Genomic DNA, 16,420 nt, shown 5'->3' with positions numbered 1-16,420 from the left:
CGTCGCCCGCCGGTCCACGGCGCGGATACAAATGCACACTATTCGTGTTCCGCCATCGCCGGCCGTGTGGCGCTAGAGTCTGCACGTCCACGGTCCGCGGAACACGGCAATGAAAGGCGACGCACAGGTCATCCAGTACCTCAACAAGGCGCTCTACAACGAGCTGACCGCGATCAACCAGTACTTCCTGCACGCCAAGATGCTGAAGAACTGGGGGCTGGAGGAACTCGCCAAGCACGAGTACGCCGAGTCGATCGACGAGATGAAGCACGCGGACGTGCTGGCCGAGCGCATCCTGTTCCTCGAGGGGCTGCCGAACTTCCAGGCGCTGGGCAAGCTGAAGATCGGCGAGAACCCGGTGGAGATCCTGCGCTGCGACCTGGCGCTGGAAATGGAAGGCATCCCGCTGCTGCGCGAGGCGATCGCCTACTGCGAGACCGCCAACGATTTCGTCAGCCGCAAGCTGTTCGCCGACATCCTCGAGAACGAGGAAGAGCACGTCGACTGGCTCGAGACCCAGCTTGACCTGGTCGCGCGCGTGGGTGAGCAGAACTACCTGCAGAGCAAGATCGAGGACTGATTCGCGCCGCGGCCTGCGGTCCATGGGTCGGGGCTACGCCACGACGCCCGGCCACCGGCGGCCATCCAGAGCATTGTTCGTCGTCCCCGCGAAGGCGGGGACCCAGCGTCTTTGCTGTTGGTTTCAAGGACAAAGACACTGGGTCCCCGCCTTCGCGGGGACGACGGAAGCGTCGGCATCCGGGCCGGGAATGCTCCGGCCGCGATGCTTTTCCGTGCAGGGCCGGTGTTTCGAATCGAATGTGTCGCGGCTGAAGCCGCTCCTGCAGATCAGGCGCGGCGGCTCAGGCCTGCTGCGCCGGGCGGCGGGCCAGCATCTGCTGGCGGGCGCGGGCGAATTCGTTGGCGATCAGGGCCACGGCGACCGCCGGGCGCTCCAGCGACTTCTCGCGCGCGGCGAGTTCGACGCGCTTGGCCGCGGCCGACAGCGACATCGCGCCGAGGTTGGCGGCGGACGACTTGAGCGAGTGCGCGGCGTCGCGCAGGGCGTCGTAGTCGGGGCCGGCGGCGGCGTTCTCGAGGGCCTTGATCAGTCGCGGCGTGTCGTCGAGGAAGACGTCGATCAGGCGGTCGACTTCCTCGCCGAGCATGGCCTGCAGGTCGTCGAGGATGTCGGTGTCGAGCACGAGCGCCAGCGGGCGTTTGGGGGGCTCCGGCGCGCCCGCCGGGGGGCTGCCGGCGTTGGCGGATGCCGGTGGCGTGGCGGTTGCGACGGGCGTTGGCTGCACGGTCGCGGCCGGGGCAGGTGCCGGTCCGGCAGGTGGCGCCGGCATCGAAGCCGGGGTCGGCGTCGTGGGCGGTGGTGCGGCGGACGGCGCATCGACCGGTGCCGGTGATGCCTGCGCTTCGGCGCCGCCCGTCCCCGTGGCCGACGCTGCTGCCTGCGGCGCCGGCGCGGTTTCGGTCGTCGGCAGCCCGAGCAGCTGCGGGTCGAGTCCGGTCGGCGTGGCCGCCTCGGCCTGCGGCGTCGCGGCGCCGACGAGGTCGGCGAACTCGGCGGGCACGCTGATCTGGTCCGGGTCCCACCAGCGGTGCAGGCAGCGCTCGAGTTCGCTGCGGGTGACCGGCTTGGGCAGGTAGTCGTCCATGCCGGCGTCCAGGCACTTCTGGCGGTCGCCGGCCATGGCGTTGGCGGTCATGGCGATGATCGGCAGGCGGCGGCCGTCGCCGCTGGCCTCCTCGTTCTCGCGCCAGCGCTGGGTGGCGGTGTAGCCATCCATCACCGGCATCTGGCAGTCCATCAGCACGATGTCGTAGCGCGAGGCCGACATGCGCAGCAGCGCGGCCTCGCCGTTGCTGGCGGTGTCGCAGGTGATGCCGAGCACGCCGAGCAGGCGCTGGCCGACCATCAGGTTGACCGGGTTGTCCTCGACCAGCAGCACGCGCGGCTTGCGCACGGCGAGCTTGTCGACGGTCGTGGGCGGCGGCGTGGGCACGGCAGGTTCCTCGACGTCGGAAGCAGCGGCGGCGGGCGCGGCGGTCGCCTCGCCCGTCTGTTCGAACAACGCGGCGCGCAGGTTGGCGTCGGGCGACTGGCGGCTGAGCAGGGTGACGCTGCGCTGCAGTTCCTCGGCCACCGGGTCGTCGCCGTAGAGGCAGACCAGGCGCAGGTCGCCGTAGACGGCCTGCCGGCCGAGGTTGCGGTGCAGCGCCAGCGCGGTGTTGCGCATGCCGGCCAGGTCGGCGAGCACGATCGAGTAGGACCACGGCGGGCCCTGGTTGGCCGCGGTGCGCAAGCGGTCCAGCGCTTCCTGCGTGGTCTCCACCGAGGTCACGCGCAGGCCCCAGTTCGGCAGCAGCATGCTCAGGCGCAGGCGCAGGCGCGGGTCGGCGCTGAGCAGCAGCAGGCGCCCGTCCTGCGGGCTCTTGTCCTCGGCCTGCATGTCGCCCTGCACCTTGAGCAGGGGCACCTCGAACCAGAACGTGGCGCCGGCGCCGGGTTCGGACTCGACGCCGATGCGCCCGCCCATCAGGTCGACGATGCGCTTGGAGATCGCCAGCCCGAGCCCGGTGCCGCCGTACAGGCGGGTGGTCGAGGCGTCGGCCTGGCTGAAGGCCTGGAACAGGCGCGACTGCGCGGCCTGGGAGATGCCGATGCCGGTGTCGCGGACCTCGAAGCGCAGCTGGTGCTGCGCGGCGGTCTCGCCGGTCTTGCGCAGCGAGACGGTGACCGAACCGCGCTCGGTGAACTTGACCGCGTTGCTGATCAGGTTGCCCAGCACCTGGCGCAGGCGCACCGGGTCGCCGCGCACCGGCAGGCGCACGCCGGCGTCGAGCTGCATGTGCAGGCGCAGGCCCTTGCTCTGCGCCGGGCGCTCCATCAGCTGCAGCACGCCCTCGAGCAGTTCGCGCAGGTTGAAGGCGGTGGTCTCGAGTTCGAGCTTGTCGGCCTCGAGCTTGGAGTAGTCGAGGATGTCGTCGACGATGCGCAGCATCTGCTGCGAGGACAGATAGGCGGTGCGCACCAGTTCGGCGTGGTCGGGCGCGAGCCTGGCGTGCATCAGCAGGTCGAGCATCGGCACGATGCCGTTGAGCGGCGTGCGGATCTCGTGGCTCATCGTCGCCAGGAACTCGCCCTTGGCCATCGCCGCCGAGTCGGCCGCCTGCTTGGCCTGGCGCATTTCCAGTTCGAGCTGGGCGTGGCGTTCGAGCTCGCGGTGCAGTTCGCCGAGCACCTGTTCGTCGCGCTGCGCGCGCTCCTGCGCTTCGAGCAGTTCCTTCTCGCGGATGCGCAGGTGGTAGAACACGGCGATCGAGGCGAACACCGCCAGCAGCGCGAGCACCAGCGCGAAGCTCAGCCACGGCCCTTCCATGCCGAGCATGTGCAGCGCCATCGTCACCGCGGCGCCGCCGGCGGCGCCGAGGGTGAACCAGCGCAGCATCGTGCTCGAGGGGCGGGCGTGGCTGATCATCGACGGGTCCTAGAGCACCGAGGTCTGGAAGTCGAACTCGAGGTCGCCGGCCGGGCGTTGCACCAGGTTGCCCTGGATGAAGTCGACGCCGGTCATCCACAGCGTGGCTGCCGACTGCGCGTCCTCGACCTGCTGGCCGATCACCTGCAGGCCGAGCCGGTGCGCGAATTCGATCGCGCTGCGCATCTCGTCGCGCAGCGCGGTGTCGTCGAGGTGGCTGGAGTAGCGCGCCGCCAGCCGCACGTAGCCCAGCGGCAGCTGGCCCAGCAGCGCGTTGGCCTCGGTGCCGAAGCGGTACTGGCTCAGGCACAGCTGCACGCCGGCCGAGACCATCGCGCTGCAGAACTCCTGCAGCGACAGCGCATGCACCAGCGCATCCTCCTGGCGCACGTCGATCACCAGCGAGCCGCCGTCCACGCCGGCCGCGGCCAGTGCCTGCAGCAGCCAGTCGGCGTGGCCGTCGTGCGACAGCGTCGCCGGCGACTGGGTCACGAACAGGCGCAGCGAGCGGTTCTCGGCGCGCTGGCGCTGCAGCGCGCCGATCGCGATCTCCAGCACGCGGCGGTCGACCTCGGCGGTGGCGCCGATGCGTGCCGCGGCCTCCAGCGCCTCGCCGGCGGCATGCAGCTCGCCGTTCGCGTCGCGCAGGCGCAGCAGCACCTGGTATTGCGCCTCGTTGCCGCCGGCGACGGCGACGATCGGCTGGAATGCGGCCAGCAGCCCGCCCGCCGCCAGCGCCTCGCGCAGCGCGCGCGCCAGTTCGGCCGAGTTCCGGTCTTCCTCCGACACCGGCCGCTCCCAGGCGGCGACGCCGTGCGGATGGCCGCGCGCGGCGCGCAGCGCTTCCTCGGCGGCGGACAGGGCGGCGCCGGCGTCCTCGAAACCCTGCGCCAGGTCGGCATAGCCGACCACGGCGCGCAGGCGCACGCGCTCCTCGCCCACGGCGAAGGCGTGTTCGCCGAGGCCGTCGCGCAGCTGGCGCCCGAGCGCGGGCAGCGCCTCGCTGTCCGGTCCCTGCGCGAACACGAGGAAGGTGTTGTCGTTCAGGCGCGAGGCCGCGTGTTCGCCGGCGATTTCGCCGAGCCTGCGGCCGGCGTCGCTGAGCAGGGTTTCCAGCGCGGCGTAGCCGAAGCGGTCGCGCAACGCCGCGGTGCCGGCGATCTCGACGAAGAAGGTGGCGCCGCTGCGCGCGCCGGCCACCGAGGCCGACAGCAGCTGCAGCATCTGCGGCCGCGTGTGCAGGCCGGTCACCGGGTGTCGGCCTTCGCCCGCCGCCGGCGCCAGCAGCGCGCGTGCGCGGACGATGCGGCTCTGCACCGCCGAGACCAGGTGCTTGGGGCGCACCGGCTTGCGCAGGAAATCGTCGGCGCCGATGTCCAGCGCCTCGAAGCGACGCTCGGGATCCTCGTCGCCGGTCAGGAACACGACCGGGACCGGCGCGAACTCGGCGTGCGCGCGGATCAACTCGGTCAGCTCCGCGCCGTCCAGGCCCGGCATGTGCAGGTCCATCAGCACCAGGTCCGGGCGCAGCTGTTCCATCGCGTCCATCACCTCGCTGGTGACCGACACCACCTGGGCCTGCATGCCGGCGCCGTTGAGCACGCTCTCGGCGAACAGGGCCTGGCTGGGATCGTCCTCGACGACCAGCACGCGGTAGGGGGCGGCGTCGCGCGCCGACTGCAGCGGCGTGGCCGCCGGCCTGGCCGGCGGTGGCGCGACCTCGATCGCGGGCGCGACGGCTTCGGCGCGCGGCAGCACCGGCGGCGACGCATCCTCGCACCAGCGCCGCCAGAAACCGGCGGGCGGGAATTCCGCGCGTTGGCGATTGTCGGCTTCAGACACCGCAGGGACCTTGTCGGAAACGAAGAACACGGGCAACCGGTCGCGCGGCGCGGACCACGGGCAACGCAGCCACAAGCCGTTGCCGCCGGGGCAACAGCCGATTGGGCGAGGAGTCTGCCTGCGCAGCCACGCGATTCATTCCGATTCCCCCTGATGCCGGCATTATTACGACAATGCGGCCGTCCGACTATGGCACGTCAAAGGCGCCGCGGCACGGCCAGCGCGGCGCGCAAACCCGCGAAACTGTGACGACGCGCTCAACCCGGCGCCGGCTGCGGCGCGCGCCTGAACAGCTTGCGCCAGACCCACCACAGCAGCAGCAACAGCCCCGCGCCGATCGCGACCACGATCGCCAGCACCGCCCAGGGATAGGCCCAGGCCAGGCTCAGTGCGCCGACCACGACCACGTCCTCGGTCGCCGAGGCCGTCCAGTTGCTCACCGGTTCGGGCGAGGTATTGAGCAGGGCGCGCGATCCGGCCTTGATCGCGTGGCTGGTGAAGGCGACGCCGGCGCCGGCGGCCAGCATCCCCGCGCCCAGTTCGCCGTCGGGCGACAGCGCCGCCGCGGCGAGGAAGGCGCCGGCCGGCACCCGCGCCAGCGTCTGCAGCAGGTCCCAGCCCGAATCGACGCCGGGGATCTTGTCGGCCAGGAACTCGGTCACCGCCAGCGCGCCGGACACGCCCAGCACCCAGGGCGAGGCGGTGACTTCCAGCGCGGGGGGCAGGTCGAGCCAGCCCAGCGCGCCGGCGATGCCGACGCCGAACACGGTGAGATAGGCGCGGATGCCCGCCAGCCAGGCCAGCAGCACGCCGACGGCGAACAGGTGGGCTTCGGACATGGCGGCGCTCCTCGGCAGGGCGGACGGCGGCTGGACAACGCGGCAGGCGCGGGCCTGCAGGCCGAAGTATATGGCTCCGGCCACGTCGAGTTCCGCAACCTGTCATCCCGGACGCAGTGAGGGATCTTGCGTCCGGAGACCGCACAACCGGACCCTTCGCCGAGCCCGCCCGGCGCATCAGGGAAGGGCCCGGATGGCAGGTCCGGACGCTCTGCGGCCCGGGCGAAAGCAGTCGGCGCGCCTTGACGCCGCCTCGGGCGGGTCGCTATACCGGCCCGATGACCGAACCCGCCCCGCCCGACGCCACCCCGTCGCCGTCCCCCCTCGCGCCGCCGCCGGTCGCGTCTCCCGCCGGCTATGCCGTGCTCGGCCTGTTCGTGGTCGCGCTGGCCTTCGGCATCTGGGGCGTGTGGACGTCGATGGACGCCCCCGACGGCGATCCGCGCACCGAGCTGGCGACGCGCCAGTCGCGGATCGACTCGCTGGAGCAGCAGGTCGCCACCCTGACCCGCTCCGACCAGATCAGCCGCGAGGCCAACCGCGACCTGCAGGGCACGCTGGCCGAACGCGACGAGGAGATCTCCGCGCTGCGCGCCGACGTCGCCTTCTACGAACGCTTCGTCGGCGCCACCGCGCAGCGCCGCGGGCTGGCGGTGCACGAGCTGAAGATGACGCCGCAGACCGACCAGGCCTGGCACTACACCGCCACCCTGACCCAGAACCTGAACCGCGGCGCGGTGAGCTCGGGCCGGCTCACCCTGTCGGTCGAAGGCACCCAGGACGGCAAGCTGCAGAAGCTGGACTGGGCGGCGCTGCGCCAGCAGCCGGATGCGGCGGGCGTGGAGTACTCGTTCAAGTATTTCCAGCAGGTCGAAGGCGAGATCGTCCTGCCGCCGGGATTCCAGCCGCTGCGCATCAGCGTGCGGCTGGCGCCGGCGGGCGGCGCGCCGGTCGAGCAGACGCTGCCCTGGGGCGATGCGATCGTGCGCGCGGGCGCCGGCTGAACACAGCGGTCGACGCCTGCGCTTGAAGTCGGCGCCGCGCCCCCCCATCCTGCGGGCATGGAAACGGCTGCCCCCGACTACCTCTCGCTCGAACGCCCGCTCGACTTCACCCCGGCCGCGGCCGGCAAGGTGCGCGAACTGATCGCCGAGGAAGGCAACCCGGCGCTGAAGCTGCGCGTCTACATCCAGGGCGGCGGCTGCTCGGGCTTCCAGTACGGCTTCGAGTTCGACGAACAGCAGGCCGAGGACGACCTCGCGGTCGTCACCGAAGGCGTGACCCTGGTGGTCGACCCGCTGAGCCTGCAGTACCTGATGGGCGCGGCGGTGGACTACACCGAGAGCCTGCACGGCGCCCAGTTCACGATCCGCAACCCGAACGCGAAGTCGACCTGCGGCTGCGGGTCCTCGTTCACCGTCTGACGCACATGGCCGACGCGCCGTCGCCGTTCGCCTTCCTCGACGGCGCGCTGGACCGTGCCGAATACCTGCGCAGCGATGCCGCGCGCCTCGCGGCGCTGTGGCCGGCCGCGCGCGTGCTGCTGCTCGACGGCGAGGGGCGCGCGCTGGCCGACGCCGAGGGCGGTCCGCGGCTGGACGCGGGCGCCGACCATGCCGATGCGCGCGATGCCGCCGTGCTGCTCGGGCTCGATGGCGAGCAAGCCTGGTTCGCGCTGCCGCTGGCCGAAGCAGCGTCGCCCGACCTCCCGCGCATCGACCTGCGCAGTGCCGCCGCGTCCTGGCCGGTGCGCGAGGCCACCGCCTTCGCCCAGGCCCGCGCCGTGCTGCACTGGCGCGCGCGGCACCGTTACTGCGGCGCCTGCGGCGGCGCGCTGCGCTTCGAGCGTGCCGGCTGGCTGGGGCGCTGCGACGGCTGCGGCCTGGAGCACTATCCGCGCACCGACCCGGCGGTGATCGTCGCCGTGAGCGACGGCGAACGGCTGCTGCTGGGACGGCAGGCAAACTGGCCGGCGCGGCGCTATTCCACGCTCGCCGGCTTCGTCGAGCCGGGCGAGACCCTGGAGCAGACGGTGGCGCGCGAGGTGTTCGAGGAATCGGCGGTGCGCGTGCGCGGCTGCCGGTATTTGGCCTCGCAGCCGTGGCCGTTCCCGTCGTCGCTGATGCTCGGCTTCTACGCCGAGGCCGAGCCCGACGAGCCGCGTGCCAACGACGAGGAACTTGAGGACGCGCGCTGGTTCACCCGCGACGAGGTGGGCGCCGCGCTGCGCGGCGAAACGCGCGAGAGCGGTTTGCTGCTGTCGCCGCGGCTGTCGATCTCGCGCTGGCTGGTCGAGTGCTGGTACGAGGCGGGCGGTTCGGCCGGATAGCGGCGCGACGACGCCGGGCAAGTTGCGCGATCGTTTGTCTTTCCGGCTTCGGCTGGCCCCCACCCCAGCCCTCCCCCGCAGGCGGGGGAGGGAGTCGGAAGCCGCTGCTTTTAGCCCCCTCCCCCGCCTGCGGGGGAGGGCTGGGGAGGGGGCCACCGAAGTCAGTCACGACTCCACTGCCGTTGGCCCGGAAAAGCACGGCCCCTCAAGCGTCGCCTGCTCCCGCCCATAACCGCCAGCGCCTAGAATCGCCCCATGTTCGCCACCCTGCTCGCGGTCGTCGTCGCCCTCGTGCTCAGCCACGTCGCGCACGAAATGGCGATGGCGCTGCGCAACCACGACTGGGCCCGCGCCTGGCTGCGCTGGCTCGATGCGCGCTTCCCCGACGACGGCTTCTGGCGCGGGCGCTACGGCATCGCGCTGGCGCTGGTGCCGGTCCTGCTGCTGGTCGCGCTGCTGCAGTGGGCCCTGCACGGCACCCTGTTCGGCCTGCCGTCGCTGCTGTTCGGCGTGGCGGTGCTGTTTCACGCCTGGGGCCCGCGCAACCTCGACCACGACGTCGATGCCGTGATCGAAGCGCCCAGCGGCGACGCCCGGCGCAGCGCCGCCGCCTGGCTGTGGCCGCCGCTGCGCCGCGACCAGGCGCGCGTCGATCCGCCGGCCCTGGTCGGCGCGGTGTTCGACGCGGCGCTGCGACGCTGGTTCGGCGTGCTGTTCTGGTTCCTGCTGCTCGGCCCGGTGGGTGCGCTGGCGTACCGGCTGGCCGCGATCGCGGCCGAGGACGACGTCGCCGCCGCACTGCCGGACGAGACGGTGACCGGCGCGCGCACCCTGCTGGCCGTGCTCGACTGGCCGGTCGCGCAGCTGGTGACGCTGTCGCTGGCGCTGGTGGGCAACTTCGACGTCGTCGTCGGCGCCTGGAAGGAGGCCGGCGGCGCCTCGCTGCGGCTCGACACCGGCTTCCTCGTGGCCGCCGGCCGCGCCAGCGTGCGCAGCGAGATCGCCGACGAGGCCGAGGAGTACGCCGACGCCGGCATGGCCACCGGCAGCGCGCTGGTGCACGAACTCGGCCCGCTACCGGAGCTGCGCGACGCGATGAGCCTGGTCTGGCGCGCGCTGCTGGTCTGGCTGGCGCTGATCGCGTTGTTCGTGATCGCCGGCTGGGTGAGTTGACACGCGGGATCCCGTAGGAGCGCCTTCAGGCGCGATGCTCTTCGCGGATATCCCGCGCCGTGACGAAAAGCATCGCGCCTGAAGGCGCTCCTGCGCGAACGAACGGTTCGCGAGGTTCAGGCGGAGGCACCCCGCAGCGCCCGCACCTTCGCCTCCAGTTGTTCCGCCGTCACCGCCGCATCATGGACCGGCGCATCCGCCACCACCCCCACGTGCGCGCGGAAGCGTCGCGGCACGCGCATGCGCCCCAACCGGGAGTCGCGGCGGCTCCACATGCTGCTCCACATCCCGCGCAGCGCCATCGGCACCACCGGCACCACTTGCCCGCGCGCGGCGGCGCGTTCGAGGATCTTCTCCACGCCCGACTTGAACGCCGCGATCTCCCCGTCCTTGGTCAGCGCACCCTCGGGAAAGATCCCCACCAGCTCGCCGTCGGCCAGCGCCGCGTCGATGGCGTCGAACGCGCGCTGCATCAGCGCCGGATCCTCGCGCGCGCCCGCGATCGGGATCGCCTTGGCGGTGCGGAAGATCCAGCGCATCACCGGGATGTTGAAGATGCGGTGGTACATGACGAAGCGCACCGGCCGCGGGACGCTGGCCGCCAGGATCAGCGCGTCCATGTAGCTGACGTGGTTGCACACGATCAGCGCCGGGCCCTCGTCCGGCACGTGCTTCTCGATGCCGTGCAGCTCCAGCCGGTACAGCGCGCGCACCATCAGCCAGCTGACGAAGCGCATGAAGAACTCGGGCACGATCGTGAAGATCCACACCGCGACCAGCACGTTCGCGATCGCCAGCGCCAGGAACACCTGTGGGATCGTCCAGCCGAGGAAGCGCTGCACGGCGATGCCGATTACCGCCGCGGCGACGATGAACGCCGCGTTCTGGATGTTCATGCCCGCGATCACGCGCGCCAGCTCCGCCTTCGGCGTGCGGCTCTGGATCAGCGCGAACAGCGGCACCACGAAAAAGCCGGTGAACAGGCCGATGCCGGTCAGGTCGAGGATGATCCGCCAGCTGCCCGCCGCATCGACGAACTGCGCCACCGACATGCCCGTCGCCAGCGCCTGCCCCGGCCGCGCGAAATACAGGTCGAGCATGAACGCACTGACGCCGAACGCGCCCAGCGGCACCAGCCCGATCTCCACCGTGCGCCCGGACAGCTTTTCGCACAGCAGCGAGCCCGCGCCCACGCCGATCGAGAACAGCGCCAGCGCGAAGATGTACAGCGCCTGCGTGCCGCCGAGGTTGGTCTCGGCATAGACCGGCAGCTGCGCGGTCAGCACCGTGCCGATGAACCAGAACCACGACACCCCCAACACCGCGTTGCGCACCGCCGGCTGGCGCCGCGTCAGCTGCCAGATGCGCCAGGACTGGCGCGCGATGTTCCAGTCGACCTTCAGCCCGGGCTCGCCGGCATCCACGCGCGGGATGCGGCGCGCGACCATGTTGCCGGCGATCGCGAGCGCGATGATCGACACGGCCGCCACGTACGGCCCCGCGGCGCCCGCCAGCAGGAAGATCGACCCGCCGGCGATCATGCCCAGCAGGATCGAGATCGACGTGCCCATCTCGACCAGGCCGTTGCCGCCGGTCAGCTCCTCGGGCTTGAGCACCGAGGGCAGGATCGAATACTTCACCGGCCCGAACAGCGTCGACTGCAGGCCGGTGCAGAACAGCGCCACCAGCAGGATCGTCATGTTCTGCAGCACGAAGCCGATCGCCGCCACCGACATGATCGCGATCTCCATCGTCGTGGTGATCACGATCAGCTTCTGCTTCTCCAGCTTCTCCGCGATCTGGCCGGCCGTCGCGGAGAACAGGAAGTAGGGCAGGATGAAGATTGCCGGCGCGAGCTGCGTGTACAGCGCCCGCGCTTCCGACGGCATCGTGCCCGCCAGCACCATCGCCCCGAGCAGGCCGATGATCGCCTGCCGGTAGACGTTGTCGTTGAACGCGCCCAGCGCCTGCACGGTGAAGTAGGGCAGGAAGCGGCGCTGGCGCAGCAGGTCGAACTGCGAATGGTTGTCGACGACGGCTTGCTCGGGTCGGGACGGGTCGGGAACGTTCGCCATGCGGCCTCCATCGGGTCGCGGCGAGTGTAGCGGTGTCGCGCGTCCCGGGCATGCGCGCCATGGCCGGTAGCGCGCGAGGCTACCCGCGGCGGCACTCCACTGGCCTCGCGTCACCGGCCTTGCAGCGGAGGAATCGAGGCGGTTCCGGCGTTGCCCGCCGTCTCAGGCCAGGGCTTCCTCGATCTGTGGCCACCGGCGATCGCGAACCATCACGAACCGGCACCTGCCGCCGCTGAGTTCGGCCCACAGCTGGCCGATGTCGCGGTCGTCCTGTGCGTCCGTCCAGCCCTGCGCGCCCTTGTACTCGACGACGAGGATGCTTCCGTCATTCAATTCGCAGACGAAATCCGGCCAGAACCGGCCCGTGGCCTTCTGCAGGAAGAACGCGCAGCCCGGCTTGTTGACCAGGTTGCGCACCCAGTACCTGATCCGGCCCTGCTGCGCCAGCCTGTCGAGCTGCACCGCGCACTCGAACTCTTCCTTGCTGTCGAAGTCGCCGACGCGCCCGTAGAAGTGCTTGCGGAAATCCCACTGGCCGAACCGGCCGTCGTAGTCGCGGCCGGGCGCGTAGGCCTGTGGATTGAACTCGAAGGCGAACGCATCGCTGGTGATGACCCGGTCTTCGCGACCTTCGCCGAACAGGGTCTGCTGGTAGGCGTTGCCCACCGCTTCGCGGCGCAGGCGGCGGATGGCATCCTGCAGCAGGCCGCGCACGGTGAACTTGAGCTGGTTGGCGCGGGCCAGGCTGAAACCATCGCGCGCCAGCAGGGCGCGCAACCATGCCGCCACGAATGCGCGCTTGCTGGCATGGGTGACGGAGGGTTCGGGCAGGTTGCGGCACAGCCATGCGGCCAACCGGGTTTCGTCCCAATGCTCGGGCTGGTAGCTCAGGCCAAGGTCGCGCTGCAGGCCCGGCAGGAAGCCGATCCGGAGTTTTCCGTCGTCGGCCACGTCGATCTTTCCGGCCTCGGCCACCTTCGATGCGGCACCGAGCGCGGAAATGTCGTCCCGGGTCGGCGCGGCGTCGTAGCCGGACAGGTCCCACGGATAGTCCAGCGCCTCGGGGTCGTCGAACAACTGCAATTCGCCCTGCAGCTTCAGGGCCAGCTGCGGCACGCGCAGGCGTTCGCCGAGTTCAGCGGGCGTCCGGAAGAACTCGACGGCAGTCGTGCGGCTGGCCTCGGCCGCCTGCGCGATGGCGACGCGAGAGGATTCGCCTGCCACCGCCTGCTGCACGTCTTCCGCTTCGCTCTCGGTCAGCGGCCCGGTGATGGTCAGGGTCTTGCTGCCCTTGTCCCATTTCAGCTTGTCCTGCACGGACTTCGGCAGCGTCCTCAGCTTCGGCGCCTCGGGCAGCGCCACGTCGACCGGCGTGAACACGAGTTTCCCGCGTCCACCGAAATCCAGGTCGTCCTGGTCCTGCCGCTGCGCCGCGACGAACTGGCTTACATCCTTGCGCTCGAACCCCGCGCCGCGCACCAGCCCGTCACGCAGTTCGTTGGCGACGCGGGCGAAGTCACCCGAGCGTACGAAGGCGTAGGACTGGTTCAGCGCCGCCGTGTCGCGCGCCTTCGCATCCGGCTGGCGCAGCACACGGCCCAGCAACTGCTCCACGGCCGTGCCGGACTGCTGCGAACCCAGGCCGACCAGTACGTAAGCGAACGGGCAATCCCAGCCTTCGGCCAGCGCTTTCTGGGTCAGGACGAACTTCACCGGACATGCGGGATCGGCGATGCCGAGTTTGAATTCCCTGTCCAGCGCTTCCAGCCCGCGCTCCTCGCCGGTGGCGATGACGATTTCCTCCGGCGGAATACGCTGGTTGTCGATCAGTTCCTGCCGGACGCGCGCGGTGTCCAGCGTTTCCACCCCTTGCCGGCGCGGCTCCGCCTGCACCAGCACCAGCGGGCGCAGGTAGGGCGCGCCGCGACGATGCTCCTCGTCGGCCAGCTTCTGCAGTTCGCCGCGGCGGGCAATGGCGTCGCCCAGGCAGACCTGCCAGTCCGGCTCCGCTTCCAGCAGCACGGGCAGCTTGATCATCTGTTCCAGCTTCAGTTCCGCCGCACCCACGCTGTGCAGGACGTTGCTGGGCACGTCCTCAAGATCGGGCGTGGCGGTCAGCTCCATGACGCCGCTGGGGTTGAAGCGCTCGAAGGTGGCGAAGCGGATGCGCGTGCGCGCGTTGTGCGCCTCGTCCACCACCAGGAACGGGCGGCGCAGGCGCAGCACATTGGCCAGCGAGAACGGCACGGTGCCGTCGTCGTCCTGCAGCAAGCCGTCGCGCTGCGCGGCGGACAGGTGGTCGAAGTGCTGCATCAACGCGCCGCTGGACGCGTACACCTTCAGTCCCTGCGTGCTTTCCCGGCTGAACGCCTGCACGGTCGACACGATCACCACCGTGGACGTGTCCAGCGTGGCGCGCGTGATCGCCTTGGCCTCGTCCAGGTCCATCACCGTGACCGCACCGGCTTCGCGCAGGGCGTGGTGGTAGGGATGGTCGGGCTGGCGCAGCGCCTTCAGGGTCTGCTCGCGGATCGCATCGCTGGGCACCAGCCACAGGACGACGCTGTGTTCACTGCGCAGCAGATGGGTATTGGCCAGCGCCACGCTGCTGGCGGCCAGGAAGGTCTTGCCGCCGCCGGTGGGCACGCGCAGGCAGAAGTACGGCATGTCCGTGGCGAAGCCCGGCAACGGGTTGAACTTCTGGCCCTGCTGCCAGAGTTCCTTCGTCGCCTGGTAGAACGCGCTGTCGGCATCGCCCGTCCGGTGGCAGAGGACGAAGTACTTCTCCACCGACTCCAGCACGCGTTGCTGGTAGTCCTTGCGGACGAAGGCGCTCACGGCGATACGTCCAGCGCGTAGGGCGTCTGTTTGAACACGATGCCCTCGCGGTTGAGCCGTGGCGTGCCCAGGCGGCAGGCGGCGGCGTAGACCACGCGCGGACCGTCGTGCCGGGGCAGCAGGTCCAGCACCGGGCCGGTGAGCACGTTGCCGCCGTCCACGGACCTGTCGCCGAGGATGCCGTTGTAGAGCAGGTAGATCGCGCGGCCTTCGTGGATGCCGAGCAGCGGCGACTTGCCCTTGGGCGTGTGCCCGGTGCCGGTTTCGGAGAACCAGACGAATTCGGCCAGCTGCGCGAACGTCACGTCCTCGCGGATCTGGCCGTCGGCGGTGAACAGCGGGTCCTTGCTCAGCCTGCAGAACTGGAAGCCGCCGCCGAGGCCGGTGATCGGAATCGGCTTCTTGCCTGAGACAGGGGTATATCCCTCAATGGCTTTCCGAACTCGCTCGCGTGTCTTGTTTTGTGCGACGTCTTCGTCGATCTCTACAAGAATGAATCGTACTGGATCCTTCAGGTGCTGGTTGAGGCGAAGTACGGCGTGCGCCGTGGTGCCGGAGCCGCCAAAACTGTCGAGAACGATTTCCCCGGGATCGACGACCATTCCGATCAGGTCGGCAATGACCTCGGAATCTTTCGGGAACTGAAATGCTCCGGCGCCGAGAATCCGCTCGACCTCAAGCGTGGCGGCGCGCCCATCCTTGTAGAACACGCTGAGCATCGGCTCTTCGTCGACCTCGAAGAGATAGCTTTTGCGATTGGGGATCGTGGTGTGGTCCTTGCCGAAGTGGATGCGAGGCGGATCTTCGGCCAAGGCTGCCTTCGTGGTGCTCTCTTCCCATCGCCATCCAGTCGATGGCATCGCGCAGGGCAGTTGCGTCGACGGATGAAGAATCGGATAGCGAGGGCGGTTCGCACGCCCATCATCTGGCCCATGAAAATTGTCCGGAAAGTAGAGTCCGCGTTCATCCGACCAGTTGTAGTGTTTGTGAGCCTTCCGCGGGTCTCCATTTGGCAGTGCGCGATACCAGGCCATCATCTCCTTGCGGATCGCGGAATGATTGTCGCCATGCGCGCTGCGCAAGCTCGCATAGTGTTCAAGAACTGCATCAACTCCAGGTTTCCTGCGACGCCAGCGGACCTTGCGTTCTTTCAGGAGTCGTTTGCTTCTGGCAAAGGCAACGATGTACTCGTGGGTCACGGATACAAGTTTCGAGTCGCCCTTCTTGCCCTTCTCCCAGACGATGGTGGCAACTTCGTTGGATGTGCCGAAAACCTCGCGCATCAACGTCTGTAGATTGCCGACTTCATTGTCATCGATGGAAACGAAGATGACGCCGTCATCGCGCAGGAACTGCCGCAGCAACACCAGCCGCGGATACATCATGCAAAGCCAGCGGTCGTGGCGATCCAGCGTCTCGCCTTCCTTGCCGACGACTTCGCCCAGCCAGCGACGGATCTCCGGACTGTTGACGTTGTCGTTGTAGGCCCAGCCCTCGTTGCCGGTGTTGTAGGGCGGGTCGATGTAGATGCACTTCACCTGCCCCGCGTAGCGCGGCAACAGGGCCTTGAGCGCATGCAGGTTGTCGCCCTGGACGATCAGGTTGCCGCTGTCCGAGTCGCCGCATGACAGCGCCGGCACAGGCTCTAGCAGCCGGTAGGGCACGTCCTTGTGGTGCTTTACCACCGCAGGCTTGCCGATCCAGTTGAGGACGGGCATCTAGCGCAACCCCGCCTGCCGGCGGCCGCGGGCGACGCATTCCGGCAATGGTTCGAACGGGGACGTGGGCATGGACCCGGGACGCAGACGCAACGAGCCCGAATGAAAGCAAAAC

Annotated in this window: 11 protein-coding genes; 5 read left to right on the top strand and 6 right to left on the bottom strand. The window is 69.9% G+C overall.

The genetic code is table 11. The features are described 5' to 3' along the window. Positions 1-109 precede the first annotated feature (109 nt). Positions 110-580: a bacterioferritin gene (bfr, locus tag FQY83_RS12350; protein WP_146388267.1), complete on the top strand. Its 471-nt coding sequence runs from the start codon at positions 110-112 to the stop codon at positions 578-580. A 283-nt stretch (positions 581-863) separates the two neighbouring features. Here the strand turns inward: bfr and FQY83_RS12340 are convergent, their stop codons facing one another. The 3 genes from FQY83_RS12340 to FQY83_RS12330 form a co-directional block, all read right to left on the bottom strand. Then, positions 864-3,491 (bottom strand): hybrid sensor histidine kinase/response regulator, encoded by a 2,628-nt coding sequence (locus FQY83_RS12340; RefSeq protein ID WP_238333491.1) that lies wholly within the window; start codon positions 3,489-3,491, stop codon positions 864-866. 9 nt (positions 3,492-3,500) lie between these two features. Continuing rightward, entirely contained in the window at positions 3,501-5,363 is a 1,863-nt protein-coding gene (locus tag FQY83_RS12335) for an EAL domain-containing protein (RefSeq protein ID WP_192906704.1), read from the bottom strand. A gap of 227 nt (positions 5,364-5,590) precedes the next feature. Further along, on the bottom strand, positions 5,591-6,172 hold the full coding sequence (locus FQY83_RS12330) for a DUF4126 domain-containing protein (RefSeq protein WP_146388265.1): 582 nt from the start codon (positions 6,170-6,172) through the stop codon (positions 5,591-5,593). Positions 6,173-6,450: 278 nt separating this feature from the next. On the opposite strand from FQY83_RS12330, the gene FQY83_RS17605 reads away from it, so the two are divergent. From FQY83_RS17605 to FQY83_RS12310, 4 genes are all read left to right on the top strand, one after another. Beyond that, positions 6,451-7,176 (top strand): DUF6776 family protein, encoded by a 726-nt coding sequence (locus FQY83_RS17605; protein WP_158636499.1) that lies wholly within the window; start codon positions 6,451-6,453, stop codon positions 7,174-7,176. Positions 7,177-7,233: 57 nt separating this feature from the next. Further along, positions 7,234-7,596: an iron-sulfur cluster insertion protein ErpA gene (gene erpA, locus FQY83_RS12320; RefSeq protein WP_146388263.1), complete on the top strand. Its 363-nt coding sequence runs from the start codon at positions 7,234-7,236 to the stop codon at positions 7,594-7,596. Positions 7,597-7,601: 5 nt separating this feature from the next. Continuing rightward, positions 7,602-8,501 (top strand): NAD(+) diphosphatase, encoded by a 900-nt coding sequence (nudC, locus tag FQY83_RS12315; RefSeq protein WP_146388262.1) that lies wholly within the window; start codon positions 7,602-7,604, stop codon positions 8,499-8,501. A gap of 255 nt (positions 8,502-8,756) precedes the next feature. After that, positions 8,757-9,674 carry a regulatory signaling modulator protein AmpE gene (locus tag FQY83_RS12310; RefSeq protein WP_146388261.1) on the top strand — a complete coding sequence of 306 codons (918 nt, stop codon included), beginning with the start codon at positions 8,757-8,759 and terminating at the stop codon, positions 9,672-9,674. 116 nt (positions 9,675-9,790) lie between these two features. Here the strand turns inward: FQY83_RS12310 and FQY83_RS12305 are convergent, their stop codons facing one another. The 3 genes from FQY83_RS12305 to FQY83_RS12295 form a co-directional block, all read right to left on the bottom strand. Then, a complete protein-coding gene (locus FQY83_RS12305; RefSeq protein ID WP_146388260.1) occupies positions 9,791-11,749 on the bottom strand; it encodes an MFS transporter in 1,959 nt (652 codons plus the stop codon). A gap of 162 nt (positions 11,750-11,911) precedes the next feature. Beyond that, positions 11,912-14,587, bottom strand: coding sequence for a DEAD/DEAH box helicase (locus tag FQY83_RS12300; RefSeq protein ID WP_146388259.1), 2,676 nt, complete (start codon positions 14,585-14,587; stop codon positions 11,912-11,914). After that, entirely contained in the window at positions 14,584-16,305 is a 1,722-nt protein-coding gene (locus tag FQY83_RS12295; protein ID WP_146388258.1) for a site-specific DNA-methyltransferase, read from the bottom strand. The genes FQY83_RS12300 and FQY83_RS12295 overlap by 4 nt, the downstream gene beginning before the upstream one ends. Positions 16,306-16,420 lie beyond the last annotated feature (115 nt).

This window comes from Luteimonas marina (assembly GCF_007859325.1).
Classification (GTDB): Bacteria; Pseudomonadota; Gammaproteobacteria; order Xanthomonadales; family Xanthomonadaceae; genus Luteimonas; species Luteimonas marina.
This window is presented reverse-complemented; position numbering and strand designations above follow the sequence as displayed.

Coding starts and splice junctions, on each gene's coding strand:
- bfr (WP_146388267.1), top strand. CDS start 110: ATGAAAGGCGACGCACAGGTCATCCAGTACCTCAACAAGGCGCTCTAC.
- FQY83_RS12340 (WP_238333491.1), bottom strand. CDS start 3,491: ATGATCAGCCACGCCCGCCCCTCGAGCACGATGCTGCGCTGGTTCACC.
- FQY83_RS12330 (WP_146388265.1), bottom strand. CDS start 6,172: ATGTCCGAAGCCCACCTGTTCGCCGTCGGCGTGCTGCTGGCCTGGCTG.
- FQY83_RS17605 (WP_158636499.1), top strand. CDS start 6,451: ATGACCGAACCCGCCCCGCCCGACGCCACCCCGTCGCCGTCCCCCCTC.
- erpA (WP_146388263.1), top strand. CDS start 7,234: ATGGAAACGGCTGCCCCCGACTACCTCTCGCTCGAACGCCCGCTCGAC.
- nudC (WP_146388262.1), top strand. CDS start 7,602: ATGGCCGACGCGCCGTCGCCGTTCGCCTTCCTCGACGGCGCGCTGGAC.
- FQY83_RS12310 (WP_146388261.1), top strand. CDS start 8,757: ATGTTCGCCACCCTGCTCGCGGTCGTCGTCGCCCTCGTGCTCAGCCAC.
- FQY83_RS12305 (WP_146388260.1), bottom strand. CDS start 11,749: ATGGCGAACGTTCCCGACCCGTCCCGACCCGAGCAAGCCGTCGTCGAC.
- FQY83_RS12295 (WP_146388258.1), bottom strand. CDS start 16,305: ATGCCCGTCCTCAACTGGATCGGCAAGCCTGCGGTGGTAAAGCACCAC.